16 protein-coding genes are annotated in these 17,166 nt (G+C 70.4%); 14 read left to right on the top strand and 2 right to left on the bottom strand.

What is annotated here, in order from left to right; genetic code table 11:
- Nucleotides 1–38 precede the first annotated feature (38 nt).
- Together ACIQTP_RS06295 and galE are read right to left on the bottom strand one after the other, a co-directional pair.
- Nucleotides 39–977, bottom strand: coding sequence for a cation diffusion facilitator family transporter (locus tag ACIQTP_RS06295; protein WP_403396785.1), 939 nt, complete (start codon nucleotides 975–977; stop codon nucleotides 39–41).
- A gap of 137 nt (nucleotides 978–1,114) precedes the next feature.
- Entirely contained in the window at nucleotides 1,115–2,092 is a 978-nt protein-coding gene (gene galE / locus ACIQTP_RS06290) for a UDP-glucose 4-epimerase GalE (RefSeq protein ID WP_403396783.1), read from the bottom strand.
- 359 nt (nucleotides 2,093–2,451) lie between these two features.
- On the opposite strand from galE, the gene ACIQTP_RS06285 reads away from it, so the two are divergent.
- The 14 genes from ACIQTP_RS06285 to ACIQTP_RS06220 all read left to right on the top strand — a co-directional run bounded on the left by ACIQTP_RS06285 (nucleotide 2,452) and on the right by ACIQTP_RS06220 (nucleotide 17,161).
- The gene (locus ACIQTP_RS06285; protein ID WP_403397282.1) at nucleotides 2,452–4,245 is read left to right on the top strand and encodes a DUF5941 domain-containing protein; all 1,794 of its coding nucleotides are present in this window, start codon (nucleotides 2,452–2,454) and stop codon (nucleotides 4,243–4,245) included.
- Complete coding sequence (locus ACIQTP_RS06280) at nucleotides 4,242–4,994, top strand: sugar phosphate nucleotidyltransferase (protein ID WP_190168309.1); 753 nt, start codon at nucleotides 4,242–4,244, stop codon at nucleotides 4,992–4,994. The genes ACIQTP_RS06285 and ACIQTP_RS06280 overlap by 4 nt, the downstream gene beginning before the upstream one ends.
- Nucleotides 4,982–6,043 (top strand): iron-containing alcohol dehydrogenase family protein, encoded by a 1,062-nt coding sequence (locus ACIQTP_RS06275; protein ID WP_403396781.1) that lies wholly within the window; start codon nucleotides 4,982–4,984, stop codon nucleotides 6,041–6,043. Before ACIQTP_RS06280 ends, ACIQTP_RS06275 begins: the two co-directional genes overlap by 13 nt.
- The gene (locus ACIQTP_RS06270; RefSeq protein WP_402048485.1) at nucleotides 6,021–6,800 is read left to right on the top strand and encodes a CDP-alcohol phosphatidyltransferase family protein; all 780 of its coding nucleotides are present in this window, start codon (nucleotides 6,021–6,023) and stop codon (nucleotides 6,798–6,800) included. Before ACIQTP_RS06275 ends, ACIQTP_RS06270 begins: the two co-directional genes overlap by 23 nt.
- An 8-nt stretch (nucleotides 6,801–6,808) precedes the next feature.
- Nucleotides 6,809–7,681, top strand: a complete 873-nt coding sequence (locus tag ACIQTP_RS06265; RefSeq protein WP_402048729.1) for a glycosyltransferase family 2 protein — start codon at nucleotides 6,809–6,811, stop codon at nucleotides 7,679–7,681.
- Between the two features lie 120 nt (nucleotides 7,682–7,801).
- Nucleotides 7,802–8,731, top strand: coding sequence for an ABC transporter permease (locus ACIQTP_RS06260; protein ID WP_403396779.1), 930 nt, complete (start codon nucleotides 7,802–7,804; stop codon nucleotides 8,729–8,731).
- Complete coding sequence (locus tag ACIQTP_RS06255; protein ID WP_402048491.1) at nucleotides 8,724–9,497, top strand: ABC transporter ATP-binding protein; 774 nt, start codon at nucleotides 8,724–8,726, stop codon at nucleotides 9,495–9,497. Before ACIQTP_RS06260 ends, ACIQTP_RS06255 begins: the two co-directional genes overlap by 8 nt.
- A 358-nt stretch (nucleotides 9,498–9,855) precedes the next feature.
- Nucleotides 9,856–10,758 (top strand): squalene synthase HpnC, encoded by a 903-nt coding sequence (gene hpnC, locus ACIQTP_RS06250; protein ID WP_403396777.1) that lies wholly within the window; start codon nucleotides 9,856–9,858, stop codon nucleotides 10,756–10,758.
- Nucleotides 10,755–11,705: a presqualene diphosphate synthase HpnD gene (gene hpnD, locus ACIQTP_RS06245; RefSeq protein ID WP_402048496.1), complete on the top strand. Its 951-nt coding sequence runs from the start codon at nucleotides 10,755–10,757 to the stop codon at nucleotides 11,703–11,705. Before hpnC ends, hpnD begins: the two co-directional genes overlap by 4 nt.
- Complete coding sequence (locus tag ACIQTP_RS06240; protein ID WP_219934041.1) at nucleotides 11,705–11,845, top strand: DUF6380 family protein; 141 nt, start codon at nucleotides 11,705–11,707, stop codon at nucleotides 11,843–11,845. The genes hpnD and ACIQTP_RS06240 overlap by 1 nt, the downstream gene beginning before the upstream one ends.
- Nucleotides 11,842–13,257 carry a hydroxysqualene dehydroxylase HpnE gene (hpnE, locus tag ACIQTP_RS06235; protein ID WP_403396775.1) on the top strand — a complete coding sequence of 472 codons (1,416 nt, stop codon included), beginning with the start codon at nucleotides 11,842–11,844 and terminating at the stop codon, nucleotides 13,255–13,257. The genes ACIQTP_RS06240 and hpnE overlap by 4 nt, the downstream gene beginning before the upstream one ends.
- A complete protein-coding gene (locus ACIQTP_RS06230) occupies nucleotides 13,257–14,384 on the top strand; it encodes a polyprenyl synthetase family protein (RefSeq protein ID WP_319752066.1) in 1,128 nt (375 codons plus the stop codon). Before hpnE ends, ACIQTP_RS06230 begins: the two co-directional genes overlap by 1 nt.
- 111 nt (nucleotides 14,385–14,495) lie before the next feature.
- Nucleotides 14,496–16,520 (top strand): squalene--hopene cyclase, encoded by a 2,025-nt coding sequence (gene shc, locus ACIQTP_RS06225; protein ID WP_403396773.1) that lies wholly within the window; start codon nucleotides 14,496–14,498, stop codon nucleotides 16,518–16,520.
- Complete coding sequence (locus tag ACIQTP_RS06220; protein WP_403396771.1) at nucleotides 16,520–17,161, top strand: 1-hydroxy-2-methyl-2-butenyl 4-diphosphate reductase; 642 nt, start codon at nucleotides 16,520–16,522, stop codon at nucleotides 17,159–17,161. The genes shc and ACIQTP_RS06220 overlap by 1 nt, the downstream gene beginning before the upstream one ends.
- The last annotated feature ends 5 nt before the right edge of the window (nucleotides 17,162–17,166 follow it).

Raw genomic sequence — 17,166 nt, 5'->3', positions numbered from 1 at the left:
AAGAGCCCGCTGGATCAGGAGCCTCCCGATGGGGCCTCTCAGTGGCAGAGCTTCGCCTCGTGCTCCGCGTGCCCGCTCGGTTCCAGCTGGAAGGTGCAGTGCTCCACGTCGAAGTGATGGCCCAGACAGCCCTGGAGCTCGTGGAGCATCTTCTCGTGGCCGATGGCGTTCAGGACGTCGGAGCTGACGACCACGTGGGCGGAGAGGACCGGCATGCCCGACGTGATGGTCCAGGCGTGCAGGTCGTGCACGTCCTCCACGCCGGGCAGGGCCACGATGTGGGCGCGCACCTCCGCCATGCAGACGTTCTTGGGCGCCGCCTCCAGGAGTACGTCGAGCGTCTCGTGGAGCAGCTTCCATGTGCGCGGGACGATCATGATGCTGATGAGGATCGAGGCGATCGGGTCGGCCGCCTGCCAGCCGGTGGTCATGATCACCACGGCGGAGATGATCACCGCCACCGAACCCAGCGCGTCCGCCACCACCTCCAGAAAGGCGCCGCGCACGTTCAGGCTGTCCTTCTGGCCGCGCAGCAGCAGCGTGAGCGAGATCGTGTTCGCGACCAGACCGATCAGACCGAAGACGATGGTCAGACCGCCCTCGGTGTCCGCGGGTGTCACGAAACGGTGGATCGCCTCGTACAGAACGAAGCCGCCGACACCGAGCAGCAGCAGACAGTTGGCGAGCGCGGCGAGGATCTCGGCCCGCGCGTAGCCGAACGTGCGGTTGCCGCTGGGCGGGCGGTTGGCGAAGTGGATCGCGAGCAGTGCCATGCCCAGCCCCACCGCGTCCGTCGCCATGTGCGCCGCGTCGGCGACGAGAGCGAGGGAATCGGCCATGAGGCCGCCGAGGATCTCGACCACCATCACGGTGAGCGTGATCGACAGCGCGACCCGCAGCCTCCCGCGGTACGCGGCTGCCGCCGTGCCGCTGGTGGGCGCGCCGTGCGCGTGCCCGTGATCGTGCCCAGCCCCCATGGAAGCCGCCTCCTGTGCTCTGCCCGAGATCACAGTGAACTACGGGTGGGGGGTATCCGGCAACGCGGCACTGAACACCGTTGTCATATGCTCTGACCTGCGGAAACGATGCGCAGGTCAGAGCATGGTCAAGATCGTTAATCCTGCACTCGGGGGTGATGCAGCACCCATCCCCGCCACGCCGACTCCACCATCTCCCGGACTCCGCGCCGCGCGCTCCAGTCGAGTTCCCGCGCGGCCGGCCCGGCCGAGGCGACGGCGCGCGGCGCGTCCCCGGGGCGGCGCGGCTCGACGACCGGCCGCCGGGTGTCCCCGCTGACCTCGCCGATCAACGTGAGCAGTTCACGTACCGAAACCCCTTCCCCACGGCCGATGTTCGCCGTGAGGTCGCCCGTCGCGCCGCCGGCCAGCCGCCGGGCCGCCGCGAGGTGTGCCTCGGCGAGGTCGGCGACGTGGATGTAGTCACGGACGCAGGTGCCGTCCGGCGTCGGATAGTCGTCGCCGAAGATCCGCGGGGCCTCGTCGCGGGTGAGGCGGTCGAAGACCATCGGGATCACGTTGAACACGCCGGTGTCGGCCAGCTCGGGCGTGGCCGCACCCGCCACGTTGAAGTAGCGCAGGCACACGGTGGCGATGCCGTGGGCCCGGCCCGCCGCGCGGACCAGCCACTCCCCGGCGAGCTTCGTCTCGCCGTACGGGCTCATCGGCGCACAGGGGGTGTCCTCCGTGATGAGGTCCACATCCGGGTTGCCGTAGACGGCGGCGGACGAGGAGAAGACGAAGCGCTTGACGCCGGCCCCGGCGACCGCCTCCAGAAGCGTCGCGAGCCCGCCCACGTTCTCCTGGTAGTAGCGCGTCGGCTGGGCCACGGACTCGCCGACCTGCTTGCGCGCGGCGAGATGCACCACACCCGTCACCGCGTGCTCCGCGAGGACCCGCTTGAGCAGGTCCCCGTCCAGCGACGAGCCCTGCACCAGCGGAATGCTCTCCGGAAGCCGGTTCGCAACCCCGGCCGAGAGGTCGTCGAGGGCGACGACGCGCTCCCCTGCGTCCGCCATCGCCCGCGCGACGTGTGCCCCGATGTATCCGGCCCCGCCTGTGATCAGCCATGTCATGGACGACCACCCTATGTGGGTCCGCCGCCGGTGGCGCCGGTGCCGGCCACCGATCCGACCGTCCTGCACCACTACGGGAGGGTCCGGGGGGTGTCGTGCTCAATGACGCAAATAATGCGTTCTGTGAGTGCGGGTTTGTGACGCGGCCCCCGGATCACCGATGATGATCGCGGCGGAGGCGGTACGCAGATGTGGTTGATCACGCAGTGAACGGGCGGTGAACGCCCACTTCTCATCATCCGATAACCTCTGCCGACATGCCGCCCGGCGGCCTGAGCCCCCGCGGGCCCGGGGCCGGGGCCTTCCCACCACGTACACGCCCGGCGCGAGGCCGCGTCGGCACTCAGGGAGTGAGTTCGCTGTCGACCGCCATCCTCACCGGCCAGCCGGTCCCCGGATCGTCGCTCGAGGGCGATCTGCGGTCGCTCGGCTTCGACGTGCGGCTCGCCGGCGAAGCCGGTGACGCCGAGACACTCCTGGCCGCCGTACCGGCGGACCAGCGGGTCGCCGTCGTCGACGCCCGCTTCGTGGGGCACCTGCACGCACTGCGCCTCGGCCTCACGGACCCACGGTTCGCGGCCTCCGCGCTACCCGGCGCCGTATCGGTGCAGCCCGAGGCCCGCCGGGCACTGACCCGTGCCGTGGCCCGTGAGAGCTCCGCCTCCGGCGGCCTCGCCGTCGCCACCGACAACCTCGCCGAGCGGCTCACCGCGGCCCTCGACGCGGACGGCGTCGCCGTGTTCCGCCCCGAGCTCGGCACGCTCGTCGCCGCGGTCCCCGCCGACCCGCAGGAGCGCAACGAGTCCCGGCAGGCCGTCTCCGCCGTGGACGACGAGGCCGTACGCCTGCGCAGCGCGGTGAAGGCCCGCGACGGCTTCTTCACCACGTACTGCATCAGCCCGTACTCGCGCTACATCGCCCGCTGGTGTGCCCGCCGCGGCCTGACCCCGAACCAGGTCACCACCGCGTCCCTGCTCACCGCGCTGATCGCCGCGGGCTGCGCCGCCACCGGCACCCGCGCCGGATTCGTCGCGGCCGGGCTGCTGCTCCTGTTCTCCTTCGTCCTGGACTGCACGGACGGGCAGCTCGCCCGCTACTCGCTCCAGTACTCGACGCTCGGCGCCTGGCTGGACGCGACCTTCGACCGCGCCAAGGAGTACGCCTACTACGCGGGCCTCGCCCTCGGAGCTGCCCGCGGCGGCGACGACGTATGGGCCCTCGCCCTCGGCGCGATGATCCTCCAGACCTGCCGGCACGTCGTGGACTTCTCCTTCAACGAGGCGAACCACGACGCCACCGCCAACACCAGCCCCACCGCCGCCCTCTCGGACAAGCTCGACAGCGTCGGCTGGACGGTCTGGGTGCGCCGGATGATAGTCCTGCCCATCGGTGAACGATGGGCGATGATCGCCGTCCTCACGGCGCTGACGACCCCCCGCATCACCTTCTACGCGCTGCTCGTCGGCTGCGCGTTCGCCGCGACGTACACCACGGCGGGCCGCGTACTGCGCTCGCTCACGCGAAAGGCCCGGCGCACGGACCGGGCGGCGCAGGCGCTGGCGGATCTCGCGGACAGCGGACCGCTCGTCGAACTGCCGGCGCGCCTCGCGCGCGGCACGGTCCGTATCGCGGCGCCCGTCAGTGCCGCCGTCGGCGGCGTCCTCGTGGTGACCTCGGCCCTGCTCTGGGGAGCGGGCTGGCAGACCGTCCTGTGCGCCGTCGGCTACGTGCTCCTGTCCGCCCTCGCCGTCGTCCGCCCCCTCAAGGGCGCCCTCGACTGGCTGGTGCCCCCCTTCTTCCGCGCCGCCGAATACCTCACCGTTCTGGTACTGGCGGCCAAAGCCGATGTGAACGGAGCGCTTCCCGCGGCTTTCGGCCTGGTGGCCGCCGTCGCCTACCATCACTACGACACGGTGTACCGCATCCGCGGCAACGCCGGAGCCCCCCCGCACTGGCTGGTGCGGGCGATCGGCGGGCACGAAGGCAGGACGCTGCTGGTCACCGTCCTGGCCGCGCTGCTCACCGCCGCACAGTTCAAGGTCGCGCTCACGGCGCTCGCCGTGGCCGTGGCACTGCTGGTGCTCGTCGAGAGCATCCGCTTCTGGGTGTCCTCCGGGGCCCCCGCCGTACACGATGAAGGAGAACCCGCATGATCGGCCTCGTGCTGGCGGCCGGCGCCGGACGGCGTCTGCGTCCCTACACCGACAGCCTCCCAAAGGCTCTCGTGCCGGTGGGCCCCGCGGGCATAGAGGACAGCATCACGGTCCTTGACCTGACCCTCGGCAACTTCGCCGAGATCGGTCTGACCGAGGTGGGGATCATCGTCGGCTACCGCAAGGAAGCCGTGTACGACCGCAAGGACGCCCTGGAGGCCAAGTACGGCCTCAAGATCACCCTCATCGACAACGACAAGGCCGAGGAGTGGAACAACGCCTACTCCCTGTGGTGCGGCCGTGACGCCCTCAAGGACGGTGTGATCCTCGCCAACGGCGACACCGTGCACCCGGTCTCCGTCGAGAAGACGCTGCTGGCCGCCCGCGGCGACGGCAAGAGGATCATCCTCGCCCTCGACACGGTGAAGAAGCTCGCCGACGAGGAGATGAAGGTCGTCGTGGACCCCGACAAGGGCGTCCGGAAGATCACCAAGCTGATGGAGCCCGCGGAGGCCACCGGCGAGTACATCGGTGTCACCCTCATCGAGGGCGACGCCGCCGCCGACCTGACCGACGCCCTGAAGACGGTGTGGGAGACGGACCCGCAGCAGTTCTACGAGCACGGCTACCAGGAGCTCGTCAACCGCGGCTTCAAGATCGACGTGGCGCCGATCGGTGACGTCAAGTGGGTCGAGATCGACAACCACGACGACCTCGCCAAGGGACGGGAGATCGCGTGCCAGTACTGACAAGGCTCATCCCCTCGCCGGTCGTCGTCGACATCCGGCCGGGTGCCCTGGACGACCTGGCGAGCGTGCTCTCCGACCAGCGGATCTCGCACTCCGGGAAGCTGGCCGTCGCCGTGAGCAACGGCTCCGGCGCGAAGCTGCGCGAGCGGATCGCCCCTGTCCTGCCCGGCGCCACCTGGTACGAGGTCGGCGGCGGCACCCTCGACGACGCGATCCGGCTGGCCGGTGCCATCAAGGCCGGCCACTACGACGCGGTCGTGGGCCTGGGCGGCGGCAAGATCATCGACTGCGCGAAGTTCGCCGCGGCGCGCGTCGGCCTCCCGCTGGTCGCCGTGCCCACCAACCTCGCGCACGACGGCCTGTGCTCGCCCGTCGCGACCCTCGACAACGACGCGGGCCGCGGCTCCTACGGTGTGCCGAACCCGATCGCGGTCGTCATCGATCTCGATGTGATCCGCGACGCCCCCGCACGGTTCGTGCGCTCAGGCATCGGCGACGCCATCTCCAACATCTCCGCGATCGCGGACTGGGAGCTGGCCAACCGCGTCAACGGCGAGAAGATCGACGGTCTCGCGGCCGCGATGGCACGCCAGGCCGGAGAGGCCGTACTGCGCCACCCCGGCGGCATCGGCGACAACGACTTCCTCCAGGTGCTCGCCGAGGCACTGGTCCTCAGCGGGATCGCCATGTCGGTGTCGGGCGACTCACGGCCCTCGTCGGGCGCCTGCCACGAGATCAACCACGCCTTCGACCTCCTCTTCCCCAAGCGCGCGGCGAGCCACGGCGAGCAGTGCGGTCTGGGCGCGGCCTTCGCGATGTACCTGCGGGGGGCGCACGAGGAGTCGGCGTACATGGCCGAGGTGCTGCGCCGGCACGGGCTGCCGGTACTGCCCGAGGAGATCGGGTTCACCGTGGACGAGTTCGTGCAGGTCGTGGAGTTCGCTCCGCAGACCCGGCCGGGCCGTTACACGATCCTGGAACACCTCGACCTGAAAACCAACCAGATCAAGGACATCTACTCCGACTATGCCAAGGCCATCAGTAGCTGAACTCCGCCCCGTCGTTCATCCCGCTGGGGTGAAGGACCGGCGCAGCGGTGAGCATTGGGCGGGACGCCTGTACATGCGAGAGATCTCGCTGCGCTGCGACCGCTACCTGGTGAACACCAGGATCACGCCCAACCAGCTCACGTACCTGATGACTGTCTTCGGCGTGCTCGCCGCCCCGGCCCTGCTGGTGCCGGGGATCCCGGGCGCCGTGCTCGGTGTGATCATGGTCCAGCTCTACCTGCTGCTCGACTGTGTCGACGGTGAGATAGCGCGCTGGAAGAAGCAGTTCTCGCTCGGCGGGGTCTACCTGGACCGGGTCGGTGCCTATCTGACCGACGCCGCGGTACTCGTCGGCTTCGGCCTGCGCGCCGCCGATCCCTGGGGTTCCGGGCGGATCGACTGGCTCTGGGCCTTCCTCGGCACCCTCGCGGCCCTCGGCGCGATCCTGATCAAGGCCGAGACCGACCTCGTCGGCGTCGCCCGCCACCAGGGCGGGCTGCCGCCGGTCAAGGAGTCGGCGTCCGAGCCGCGCTCGTCCGGCATGGCGCTGGCTCGCAAGGCCGCCGCCGCGCTGAAGTTCCACCGGCTGGTCCTCGGGATCGAGGCGTCCCTGCTGATCCTGGTGCTGGCCGTCGTGGACTCGGTGCGCGGGGACCTGTTCTTCACCCGCCTCGGTGTCGCGGTCCTGGCCGGCATCGCCATCCTCCAGACCGTGCTGCACCTCGTGTCCATCCTCGCCTCCAGCAGGCTGAAGTGAGTACCGCGATGAAGGTCGGCGCGGTCATCATCACCATGGGCAACCGCCCCGACGAACTCCGAGCCCTGCTGGACTCCGTCGCCAAGCAGGACGGCGACCGGGTCGAGGTGGTCGTGGTCGGCAACGGCTCGCCCGTCCCGGACGTACCCGAGGGCGTACGCACCGTCGAGCTGCCCGAGAACCTCGGCATTCCCGGCGGCCGCAACGTGGGCATCGAGGCCTTCGGCCCCGGTGGCACGGACGTCGACATCCTGCTCTTCCTCGACGACGACGGCCTCCTCGCCACCCACGACACCGCCGAGCTGTGCCGCCGTGCCTTCGCCGCCGACCCGGAGCTCGGCATCATCAGCTTCCGGATCGCGGACCCCGACACCAAGGAGACCCAGCGCCGCCACGTACCGCGGCTGCGCGCCTCCGACCCGATGCGCTCCTCGCGCGTGACCACCTTCCTCGGTGGCGCCAACGCGGTCCGTACGAAGGTCTTCGCCGAGGTCGGCGGGCTTCCGGACGAGTTCTTCTACGCCCATGAGGAAACCGACCTGGCATGGCGGGCCCTCGACTCGGGCTGGATGATCGACTACCGGTCCGACATGGTGCTGTACCACCCCACGACCGCCCCTTCGCGGCACGCGGTCTACCACCGCATGGTGGCCCGCAACCGCGTCTGGCTCGCGCGCCGAAACCTTCCCGCGCCGCTCGTCCCCGTCTACCTCGGCGTCTGGATGCTCCTGACCCTGGCCCGCCGTCCCTCGGGACCTGCCCTGAAGGCCTGGTTCGGCGGTTTCAAGGAGGGCTGGACCAGTTCCTGCGGACCCCGGCGTCCCATGAAGTGGCGTACGGTGTGGCGGCTGACCCGCCTCGGTCGTCCTCCTGTCATCTGACAAGCGGCTACGCCATCTGACAAGCTCGACACCGGGAGCACGTTCGCCGTACTCCGGTCCCGTGCCCCCAGCCCCTGCCCCACCAGGCCGTGCGCATCATGAAGACGAAAGTTTCCATTTGTGAGTGAGACAACGCATGACGGAACTGTCGCGGTGAGCGACCGTCCGTCCCCCGATGACGGGCTCTCCGCGGCCGACCTGGCCGCCAAGTACGGGCTCGCGGTCAGCGGCGCCCGGCCCGGACTCGTCGAGTACGTGCGTCAGCTGTGGGGGCGGCGGCACTTCATCCTCGCCTTCTCGCAGGCGAAACTCACCGCGCAGTACAGCCAGGCCAAGCTCGGCCAGCTGTGGCAGGTGGCGACGCCGCTGCTGAACGCGGCCGTGTACTACTTCATCTTCGGCGTGATCCTCAAGGCCAGCCGGGGAATGTCGCACGACACCTACATCCCGTTCCTGGTGACCGGTGTCTTCGTCTTCACCTTCACACAGAGCTCGATCATGGCGGGCGTCCGCGCGATCTCGGGCAACCTGGGGCTGGTGCGCGCGCTGCACTTCCCACGCGCCTCGCTGCCCATCTCCTTCGCGCTCCAGCAGCTCCAGCAGCTGCTGTTCTCGATGATCGTGCTGTTCGTCGTGGTGATCGGTTTCGGCAGCGCGCCGGGTCTGTCCTGGCTGCTGATCGTCCCGGTCCTGGTGCTGCAGTTCCTCTTCAACACCGGCCTCGCGCTGATCGTGGCGCGCATGGGCGCCAAGACGCCGGACCTCGCCCAGCTGATGCCGTTCATCCTGCGCACCTGGATGTACACCTCGGGCGTCATGTTCTCCATCAGCAACATGCTCGTCGGACGGCCCGAGTGGTTCATCCGCGCGCTCCAGGTGAACCCGGCCGCGATCTACATGGACCTGATGCGCTTCGCCCTCATCGACGGCTACGGCGCCTCCCACCTGCCGCCCCACGTGTGGGCCATCGCCGCCTTCTGGGCCGTGGTCGTCGCCGCCGGCGGGTTCGTGTACTTCTGGAAGGCGGAAGAGAGGTACGGCCGTGGCTGAGCAGACATCCCACATCCCGACCGTCATCGCGGACGAGCTGCACATCGTCTACCGCGTGAACGGCGCCAAGACCGGCAAGGGCAGCGCCACCGCCGCCCTCAGCCGCATCATCAAGCGCGGCGAGGAGCGGGGCGTACGCAAGGTGCACGCCGTCAAGGGCGTCTCCTTCACGGCCTACCGCGGCGAGGCCATCGGCCTGATCGGCTCCAACGGCTCCGGCAAGTCCACGCTCCTGCGTGCCATCGCCGGTCTGCTGCCCGCAGAGAAGGGCAAGGTCTACACCGACGGCCAGCCCTCGCTGCTCGGCGTGAACGCGGCCCTGATGAACGACCTCACGGGCGAACGCAACGTCATATTGGGCGGGCTCGCGATGGGCATGTCCCGCGAGCAGATCAGGGAGCGCTACCAGGAGATCGTCGACTTCTCGGGCATCAACGAGAAGGGCGACTTCATCACCCTGCCGATGCGCACCTACTCCTCCGGCATGGCGGCGCGGCTGCGCTTCTCCATCGCGGCCGCCAAGGACCACGACGTCCTCATGATCGACGAGGCCCTCGCCACCGGAGACCGCTCCTTCCAGAAGCGGTCCGAGGCCCGCATCCGCGAGCTGCGCAAGAGCGCGGGCACGGTGTTTCTGGTCAGCCACAACAACAAGTCGATCCGCGACACCTGCGACCGCGTGCTCTGGCTGGAGCGCGGTGAGCTGCGGATGGACGGCGGGACCGAAGAGGTCCTCAAGGAGTACGAGAAGTTCACGGGCAAGTAGCCCGCGACGCCCAGGGCCCCGCCGCAACGATTCGGCGGGGCCCTGCGTCTGCAAAGGAAACGCCAACTCCTGCTGGCCGTCGGAATCTTGACACCAATCGGTGTGTTGTTGTGATGTGCAGGACACCCCGACGAACCTCGCTGCGTTGTACAACGTAAGCTGTACCGGTGCTGAATCGCGGCAAGTGGGGCGATACTGCGCGACACCCGGCACCGGCGCGCCGCGCGGAGTCCCGGGCGGCGTGTCCGAAAAGGGCACTATTGGGTCGGCAGTGTAGAACGGGAGATGTGACGGCAATGGCTACGGAAACTCTCCAGCTCCGCGACGCGTGTGCCGTCCCCGCGCCGGGCGGCGAGCGGTGACCCAAGCCGGTACGGCGCGCACTGGTGAGACGGAGCGCGGAACGCTCGACAAGGCCGCGGGCGAGAACTTCCCCGTGGCACCCTTCTTCCTGCCCCAGGCCTGGCGCGACGACCTGATGGCCGTCTACGGCTTCGCCCGCCTCGTCGACGACATCGGTGACGGCGACCTCGCCCCGGGCGGCGCGGACGCCAGGCTGCTCGGCGTGTCGCCCGAAGAGGCCGAGGACCGTCTCGTACTCCTGGACGCCTTCGAGGCCGACCTGCACCGCGTGTTCGACTCGACGCCGCGCCACCCGCTGCTGCGCCGCCTGCAGCCCACGGTCCGCCGCGCGGACCTCACCCCCGAACCCTTCCTCGGGCTGATCGCGGCCAACCGCCAGGACCAGCTGATCAAGCGGTACGAGACCTATGACGACCTCGTGGCCTACTGCGAGCTGTCCGCCAACCCCGTCGGCCGCCTGGTGCTGTCCGTCACCGGCACCTCCACGCCCGAGCGGATCCGCCGCTCGGACGCGGTGTGCACGGCGCTGCAGATCGTCGAGCACCTCCAGGACGTCGCCGAGGACCTCGGCCGCGACCGCATCTACCTGCCGGCCGAGGACATGAAGCGCTTCCATGTCCAGGAAGCGGACCTCGCCACGGCCACAGCAGGCGCATCGGTGCGCGCGCTGGTTGCATACGAAGCAGAACGCGCGCTCCACCTCCTGAATGAAGGCACCCCCCTCGTGGGTAGCGTCCACGGCAGGTTGAAGCTGCTGCTCGCGGGGTTCGTGGCAGGGGGAAGGGCGGCGATCCGTGCGATCGCCGCCGCTGAATACGACGTACTTCCCGGCCCGCCCAAGCCCGGCAAGCTCCAGTTGCTGCGCGAGGTGGGAGTGACTCTGCGAGGAGAGGGGTGATCCGGACCGTGGAGTCGGAACAACACGTGTCCGCACCGGTACTCGCCGCTTACAGCTACTGCGAGGCAGTGACCGGTCAGCAGGCTCGTAATTTCGCCTATGGCATCAGACTTCTGCCGACGCCCAAGCGTCGTGCGATGTCGGCGCTCTACGCGTTCTCACGGCGTGTCGACGACATCGGCGACGGCGCGCTGGCACCGGATGTGAAGACGGCGCGGCTCGAGGACACCCGGGCACTGCTCGCCCGGGTCCGCGAGGGCCGGGTCGACGAGGACGACACCGACCCGGTCGCGGTCGCCCTGAGCCACACCGCCGCGTACTTCCCGGTGCCGCTGGGCGGCCTCGACGAACTCATCGACGGCGTCCTGATGGACGTACGCGGTGAGACGTACGAGACCTGGGACGACCTCAAGGTGTACTGCCGGTGCGTGGCCGGGGCGATCGGGCGGCTCTCGCTCGGCGTGTTCGGTACGGAACCGGGGGCGCGCGGCGCCGAGCGAGCGCCGGAGTACGCGGACACGCTCGGGCTCGCGCTCCAGCTCACCAACATCCTGCGGGACGTGCGGGAGGACGCCGCGGGCGGGCGCACCTATCTGCCCGCCGACGACCTCGCGAAGTTCGGCTGCTCGGCCGGGTTCAACGGCCCGACCCCGCCCGAGGGCTCCGACTTCGCGGGCCTCGTCCACTTCGAAGTGCGACGGGCCCGCACCCTATTCGCCGAGGGCTACCGGCTGCTGCCCATGCTCGACCGGCGCAGCGGCGCCTGTGTCGCGGCCATGGCCGGCATCTACCGGCGGCTCCTCGACCGCATCGAGCGCGAGCCGGAGGCAGTGCTGCGCGGCCGCGTCTCGCTGCCGGGACGCGAGAAGGCGTACGTCGCCGTGCGCGGCCTCTCCGGTCTGGACGCCCGGCATGTCTCCCGGCGTACCGTCAGGAGGCGTACCTGATGGACAATATGGGCCAAGGTGATTCCACCGGCGAAAAGCGGCACGCAACCCTCCGGCACCGGGTGGCGTCCCTGACTGCGATGGCCTGCCGTGCACCGTTCAATCACCGCGGCACGGCCGCTGGGGAGGGTGCACGATGAGCGAGGACACGCAGCCCACGGGGACTTCGGGCCGCCCGGAAGGGGCTGCCGCCGTGGTGGTCGGCGGCGGGCTGGCCGGAATCACCGCCGCGCTCGCACTGGCCGACGCCGGGGTGCGTGTCACCCTGCTCGAAGGCCGGCCGCGGCTCGGCGGCCTCGCCTTCTCCTTCCAGCGCGGCGAACTCACCGTGGACAACGGACAGCATGTGTATCTGCGCTGCTGCACTGCCTACCGCTGGTTCCTCGACCGCATCGACGGGGCCTCGCTCGCGCCCCTGCAGGATCGTCTCGACGTGCCCGTTCTCGACGCCGAGGCGAAACCCGGCCGGCGGCTCGGCAGGATCGGCCGCAACGCGCTGCCCGTACCCCTGCATCTCGCGCGCAGCCTGGCGACGTATCAGCATCTGTCGCTCGCCGAGCGCGCCAAGGTCGGCCGTGCCGCACTGGCGCTCAAAGCGCTCGATCTCGACGATCCGGCCCTCGACGACCAGAACTTCGGGCGATGGCTCGCCGAACACGGTCAGTCGGAGCGTGCCGTCGAGGCACTGTGGGACCTGGTGGGGGTCGCCACCCTCAACGCGGTGGCCGGCGATTCCTCGCTCGGGCTCGCCGCGATGGTGTTCAAGACCGGTCTGCTGTCCGACCCGGGCGCGGCCGACATCGGCTGGGCACGCGTCCCGCTGGGCGAACTGCACGACACGCTGGCCCGCAAGGCGCTCGACTCCGCGGGCGTGCGTACCGAAGTCCGTACACGCGTCACCTCCATCTCCCTCAACGAGAACGGGCGTTGGAGCGTTCAGGTTCCCGGCGAGACGCTGGATGCCGACACCGTCGTCCTCGCCGTACCCCAGCGCGAGGCCCACGATCTGCTGCCCCAGGGAGCGCTCGACGCCCCCGAACGGCTGCTGGAGATCGGCACCGCGCCGATCCTCAACGTCCATGTCGTCTACGACCGGAAGGTGCTCGCGCGACCGTTCTTCGCCGCCCTCGGCTCCCCGGTGCAGTGGGTCTTCGACCGCACGGACGCGTCCGGACTGCGGGAAGGGCAGTACCTCGCCCTGTCGCAGTCGGCCGCCCAGGACGAGATCGACGAACCCGTCGCCGTCCTGCGCGAGCGCTATCTGCCGGAGCTCGAGCGGCTGCTGCCCGCCGCGCGTGGCGCGGAGGTGAAGGACTTCTTCGTGACCAGGGAGCGCACCGCGACGTTCGCCCCCACCCCAGGCGTCGGGCGGCTGCGGCCCGGCGTCCGCACCAGAGCCCCCGGCCTGTATCTGGCCGGCGCGTGGACCGCCACCGGGTGGCCCGCGACCATGGAGAGTGCGGTCCGCAGCGGTGTCGGTGCGGCGCGAGCCGCCCTGGGCGCCCTGGGCCGGCCCCGCGACCACCTCCTCACGTTCGAGGAGGCGGCCTGATGCTCGACGAGCGCGCGGCAGACCCCCGCACCCCCGGTACCGCAACAAGAGGAGAGACTGTGCCCACTGTGCCCCCGGCCGACAAGGCTGCCGACGCGGTGGACGTGACCGCGCTCCTGGAGCGCGGCCGGACCCTGGCCACACCGGTGCTGAAGGCGGCCGTCGACCGCCTGGCGTCTCCCATGGACACCGTCGCCGCCTACCACTTCGGCTGGATCGACGCCCAGGGCAACCCCGCGGACGGCGACGGCGGCAAGGCCGTGCGCCCCGCGCTGGCCGTGCTCTCCGCACAGGCCGCCGGTGCCGCCCCCGAGGTCGGCGTGCCCGGCGCGGTCGCGGTCGAGCTGGTGCACAACTTCTCCCTGCTGCACGACGACCTGATGGACGGCGACGAACAGCGCCGCCACCGCGACACCGTCTGGAAGGTGCACGGCCCCGCCCAGGCGATCCTCGTCGGCGACGCCCTGTTCGCGCTGGCCAACGAGATCCTCCTCGAACTCGGCACCGTCGAGGCCGGCCGCGCCACCCGCCGGCTGACCAGCGCCACCCGCGCCCTCATCGACGGTCAGGCCCAGGACATCTCCTACGAGCACCGCGACCGCGTCAGCGTCGAGGAGTGCCTGGAGATGGAGGGCAACAAGACGGGCGCCCTGCTCGCCTGTGCCTGCTCCATCGGCGCGGTCCTCGGCGGCGCGGACGACCGCACCGCGGACACGCTGGAGAAGTACGGCTACCACCTCGGCCTGGCCTTCCAGGCCGTCGACGACCTCCTCGGCATCTGGGGCGACCCGGAGGCCACCGGCAAGCAGACCTGGAGCGATCTGCGCCAGCGCAAGAAGTCCCTGCCGGTCGTGGCCGCGCTCGCCGCGGGCGGGCCCGCCTCCGAGCGGCTCGGCGAACTGCTCGCCGAGGACGCCAAGGCCAGCGACTTCGAGAACTTCTCCGAGGAGGAGTTCGCCGCGCGCGCCGCGCTGATCGAGGAGGCGGGCGGCCGCGAGTGGACCGCCCAGGAGGCACGCCGCCAGCACACCATCGCCATCGAAGCCCTGGACGCCGTGGAGATGCCCGACCAGGTGCGGGCCCAGCTCGTGGCGCTCGCCGACTTCGTCGTCGTACGGAAGAGATGATCACTATCGGTCGAATAAACCTCGCGTAGTCGCCGGCCGGTGCCGCGGGAGACAGGCGCACCGGCCGACGGCGGACCCAGCAGAGACGTACCACTGCACGAAGGGGAAGCCATGACAGCGACGACCGACGGAAGCACCGGGGCACTGCCGCCCCGCGCTGCCGCGGCCAGCGAAATCCACCCAGAGACGATTCCCGTGGCGACCGGGACAGTCGAGACCCGAGACGTCGCCACGCACGCCATACAGCGCGCCACCGACTTCCTGCTCTCGCGGCAGGACGCGGAGGGCTGGTGGAAGGGCGACCTCGAGACGAACGTCACGATGGACGCCGAGGACCTGCTCCTCCGTCAGTTCCTGGGAATCCGCGACGAGACGACCACACGCGCCGCCGGACTGTTCATCCGCGGCGAGCAGCGCGAGGACGGCACCTGGGCCACCTTCTACGGCGGCCCGGGCGAACTCTCCGCCACCATCGAGGCGTACGTCGCCCTGCGGCTGGCCGGGGACGGCCCGGACGAGCCGCACATGGCGAGGGCGGCCGCCTGGATCCGCGAGCGGGGCGGCATCGCCTCGGCCCGCGTCTTCACCCGGATCTGGCTCGCCCTGTTCGGCTGGTGGAAGTGGGACGACCTGCCCGAACTCCCGCCGGAACTCATCTACTTCCCGAAGTGGATGCCCCTCAACATCTACGACTTCGGCTGCTGGGCCCGGCAGACGATCGTGCCGCTGACCATCGTCTCGGCGAAGCGCCCGGTGCGGCCCGCGCCGTTCCCGCTCGACGAGCTGCACACCGACGCCCGCGACCCCAACCCGGTCAAACCCCTCGCCCCCGTGGCGAGTTGGGACGGGGTCTTCCAGCGTCTCGACAAGGTCCTGCACCAGTACCGCAAGGTCGTCCCGCGCAGAGTGCGCCGGGCCGCGATGAACACGGCGGCGCGCTGGATCATCGAACGGCAGGAGAACGACGGCTGCTGGGGCGGCATCCAGCCACCCGCGGTGTACTCGGTCATCGCACTGCACCTGCTCGGCTACGACCTCCAGCACCCCGTGATGCGCGAGGGGTTGGCGTCACTGGACCGGTTCGCCATCTGGCGCGAGGACGGCGCCAGGATGATCGAGGCCTGCCAGTCGCCGGTCTGGGACACCTGCCTCGCCACCATCGCGCTCGCCGACGCGGGCCTGCCCGCCGACCATCCGCAGCTGGTGAAGGCCGCGGACTGGATGCTCGGCGAGGAGATCGTGCGGCCCGGGGACTGGGCGGTGAAGCGGCCCCACCTTCCGCCCGGGGGTTGGGCCTTCGAGTTCCACAACGACAACTACCCCGACATCGACGACACCGCCGAGGTCGCCCTCGCGCTGCGCCGCGTCCGCCACCACGACCCGGAGCGCGTCGAGCACGCCATCGGGCGCGGGGTGCGCTGGAACCTCGGTATGCAGTCCAAGGACGGCGGCTGGGGCGCCTTCGACGTCGACAACACCAGCGCCTTCCCCAACCGGCTCCCGTTCTGCGACTTCGGGGAGGTCATCGACCCGCCGTCCGCCGACGTCACCGCCCATGTGGTGGAGATGCTCGCGGTCGAGGGGCTCTCGCACGACCCGCGCACCCGCCGGGGCATCGAGTGGCTGCTCGCCCACCAGGAGCCGGACGGCTCGTGGTTCGGGCGCTGGGGCGTCAACTACGTCTACGGAACGGGGTCGGTGCTCCCGGCGCTCGTGGCCGCCGGGCTGCCCGCCTCGCATCCGGCGATCCGCCGGGCCGTCGCCTGGCTGGAAACCGTCCAGAACGACGACGGCGGCTGGGGCGAGGACCTGCGCTCCTACCACGAGGTCGCCGAGTGGAGCGGACGCGGCGCCTCGACCGCCTCCCAGACCGGCTGGGCGCTGCTCGCCCTGCTGGCCGCGGGGGAGCGGGACTCCAAGACGGTGGAACGCGGCATCGCCTGGCTCGCGGAGACCCAGCTGGCGGACGGCTCCTGGGACGAGCCGTACTTCACCGGCACCGGGTTTCCGTGGGACTTCTCGATCAACTACCACCTCTACCGGCAGGTCTTCCCACTCACCGCGCTCGGCCGCTATGTCCACGGCGAACCGAGCTTCGTTCACGGCGAGTCGTTCGCCGGGGTCAAGGGGGGTTGATGAGCACGAAGCCCGATCCGGCCCCGCTGCTGATCGCCTGCGCGCTCGGCATCGAGCACCTCGCCCTGCGCAGCGGCGACCGCACCGGGGCCGACGGGCCCGTCACCGTGCTGCGCACCGGCATGGGTCCCAAGGCCGCCGAACGCTCGCTCACCCGGGTCCTGGCCGACCCGGCGCTGCGCGAGGCCGCCGTCCTGGCCACGGGCTTCTGCGCGGGGCTCGCCCCGGGCATGCACCCCGGTGACCTGGTGGTCGCCGAGGAGACCCGGGACCCGCGCGGCGGCACCCCGTGCGTGGGCACCGAACTACTCGTCAAGGAACTCGTGCGTACCGTGCCCGGGCGCACCGTCCATACCGGGCCGCTCACCGGTTCCGATCACGTCGTCCGAGGTCACGAGCGGTCGGAGCTGTTCGCGACCGGTGCGATCGCGGTCGACATGGAATCCGCGGCCACGCTCCACAGCGCCGTACGTGCGGGCGCGCGCCCGGTTGCGGCCGTACGGGTGGTCGTGGACGCTCCAGAACATGAACTCGTCCGAATCGGCACAGTGCGCGGTGGAATATCAGCTTTCCGTGTTCTTCGTGCCGTCCTTCCCGCTTTCTTTGAATGGCACCGTTCTTTGTTGCTCCCCCGGAGGTGAGCCAG

Source organism: Streptomyces sp. NPDC090798 (assembly GCF_044768965.1).
Classification (GTDB): domain Bacteria; phylum Actinomycetota; class Actinomycetes; order Streptomycetales; family Streptomycetaceae; genus Streptomyces.
This window is presented reverse-complemented; position numbering and strand designations above follow the sequence as displayed.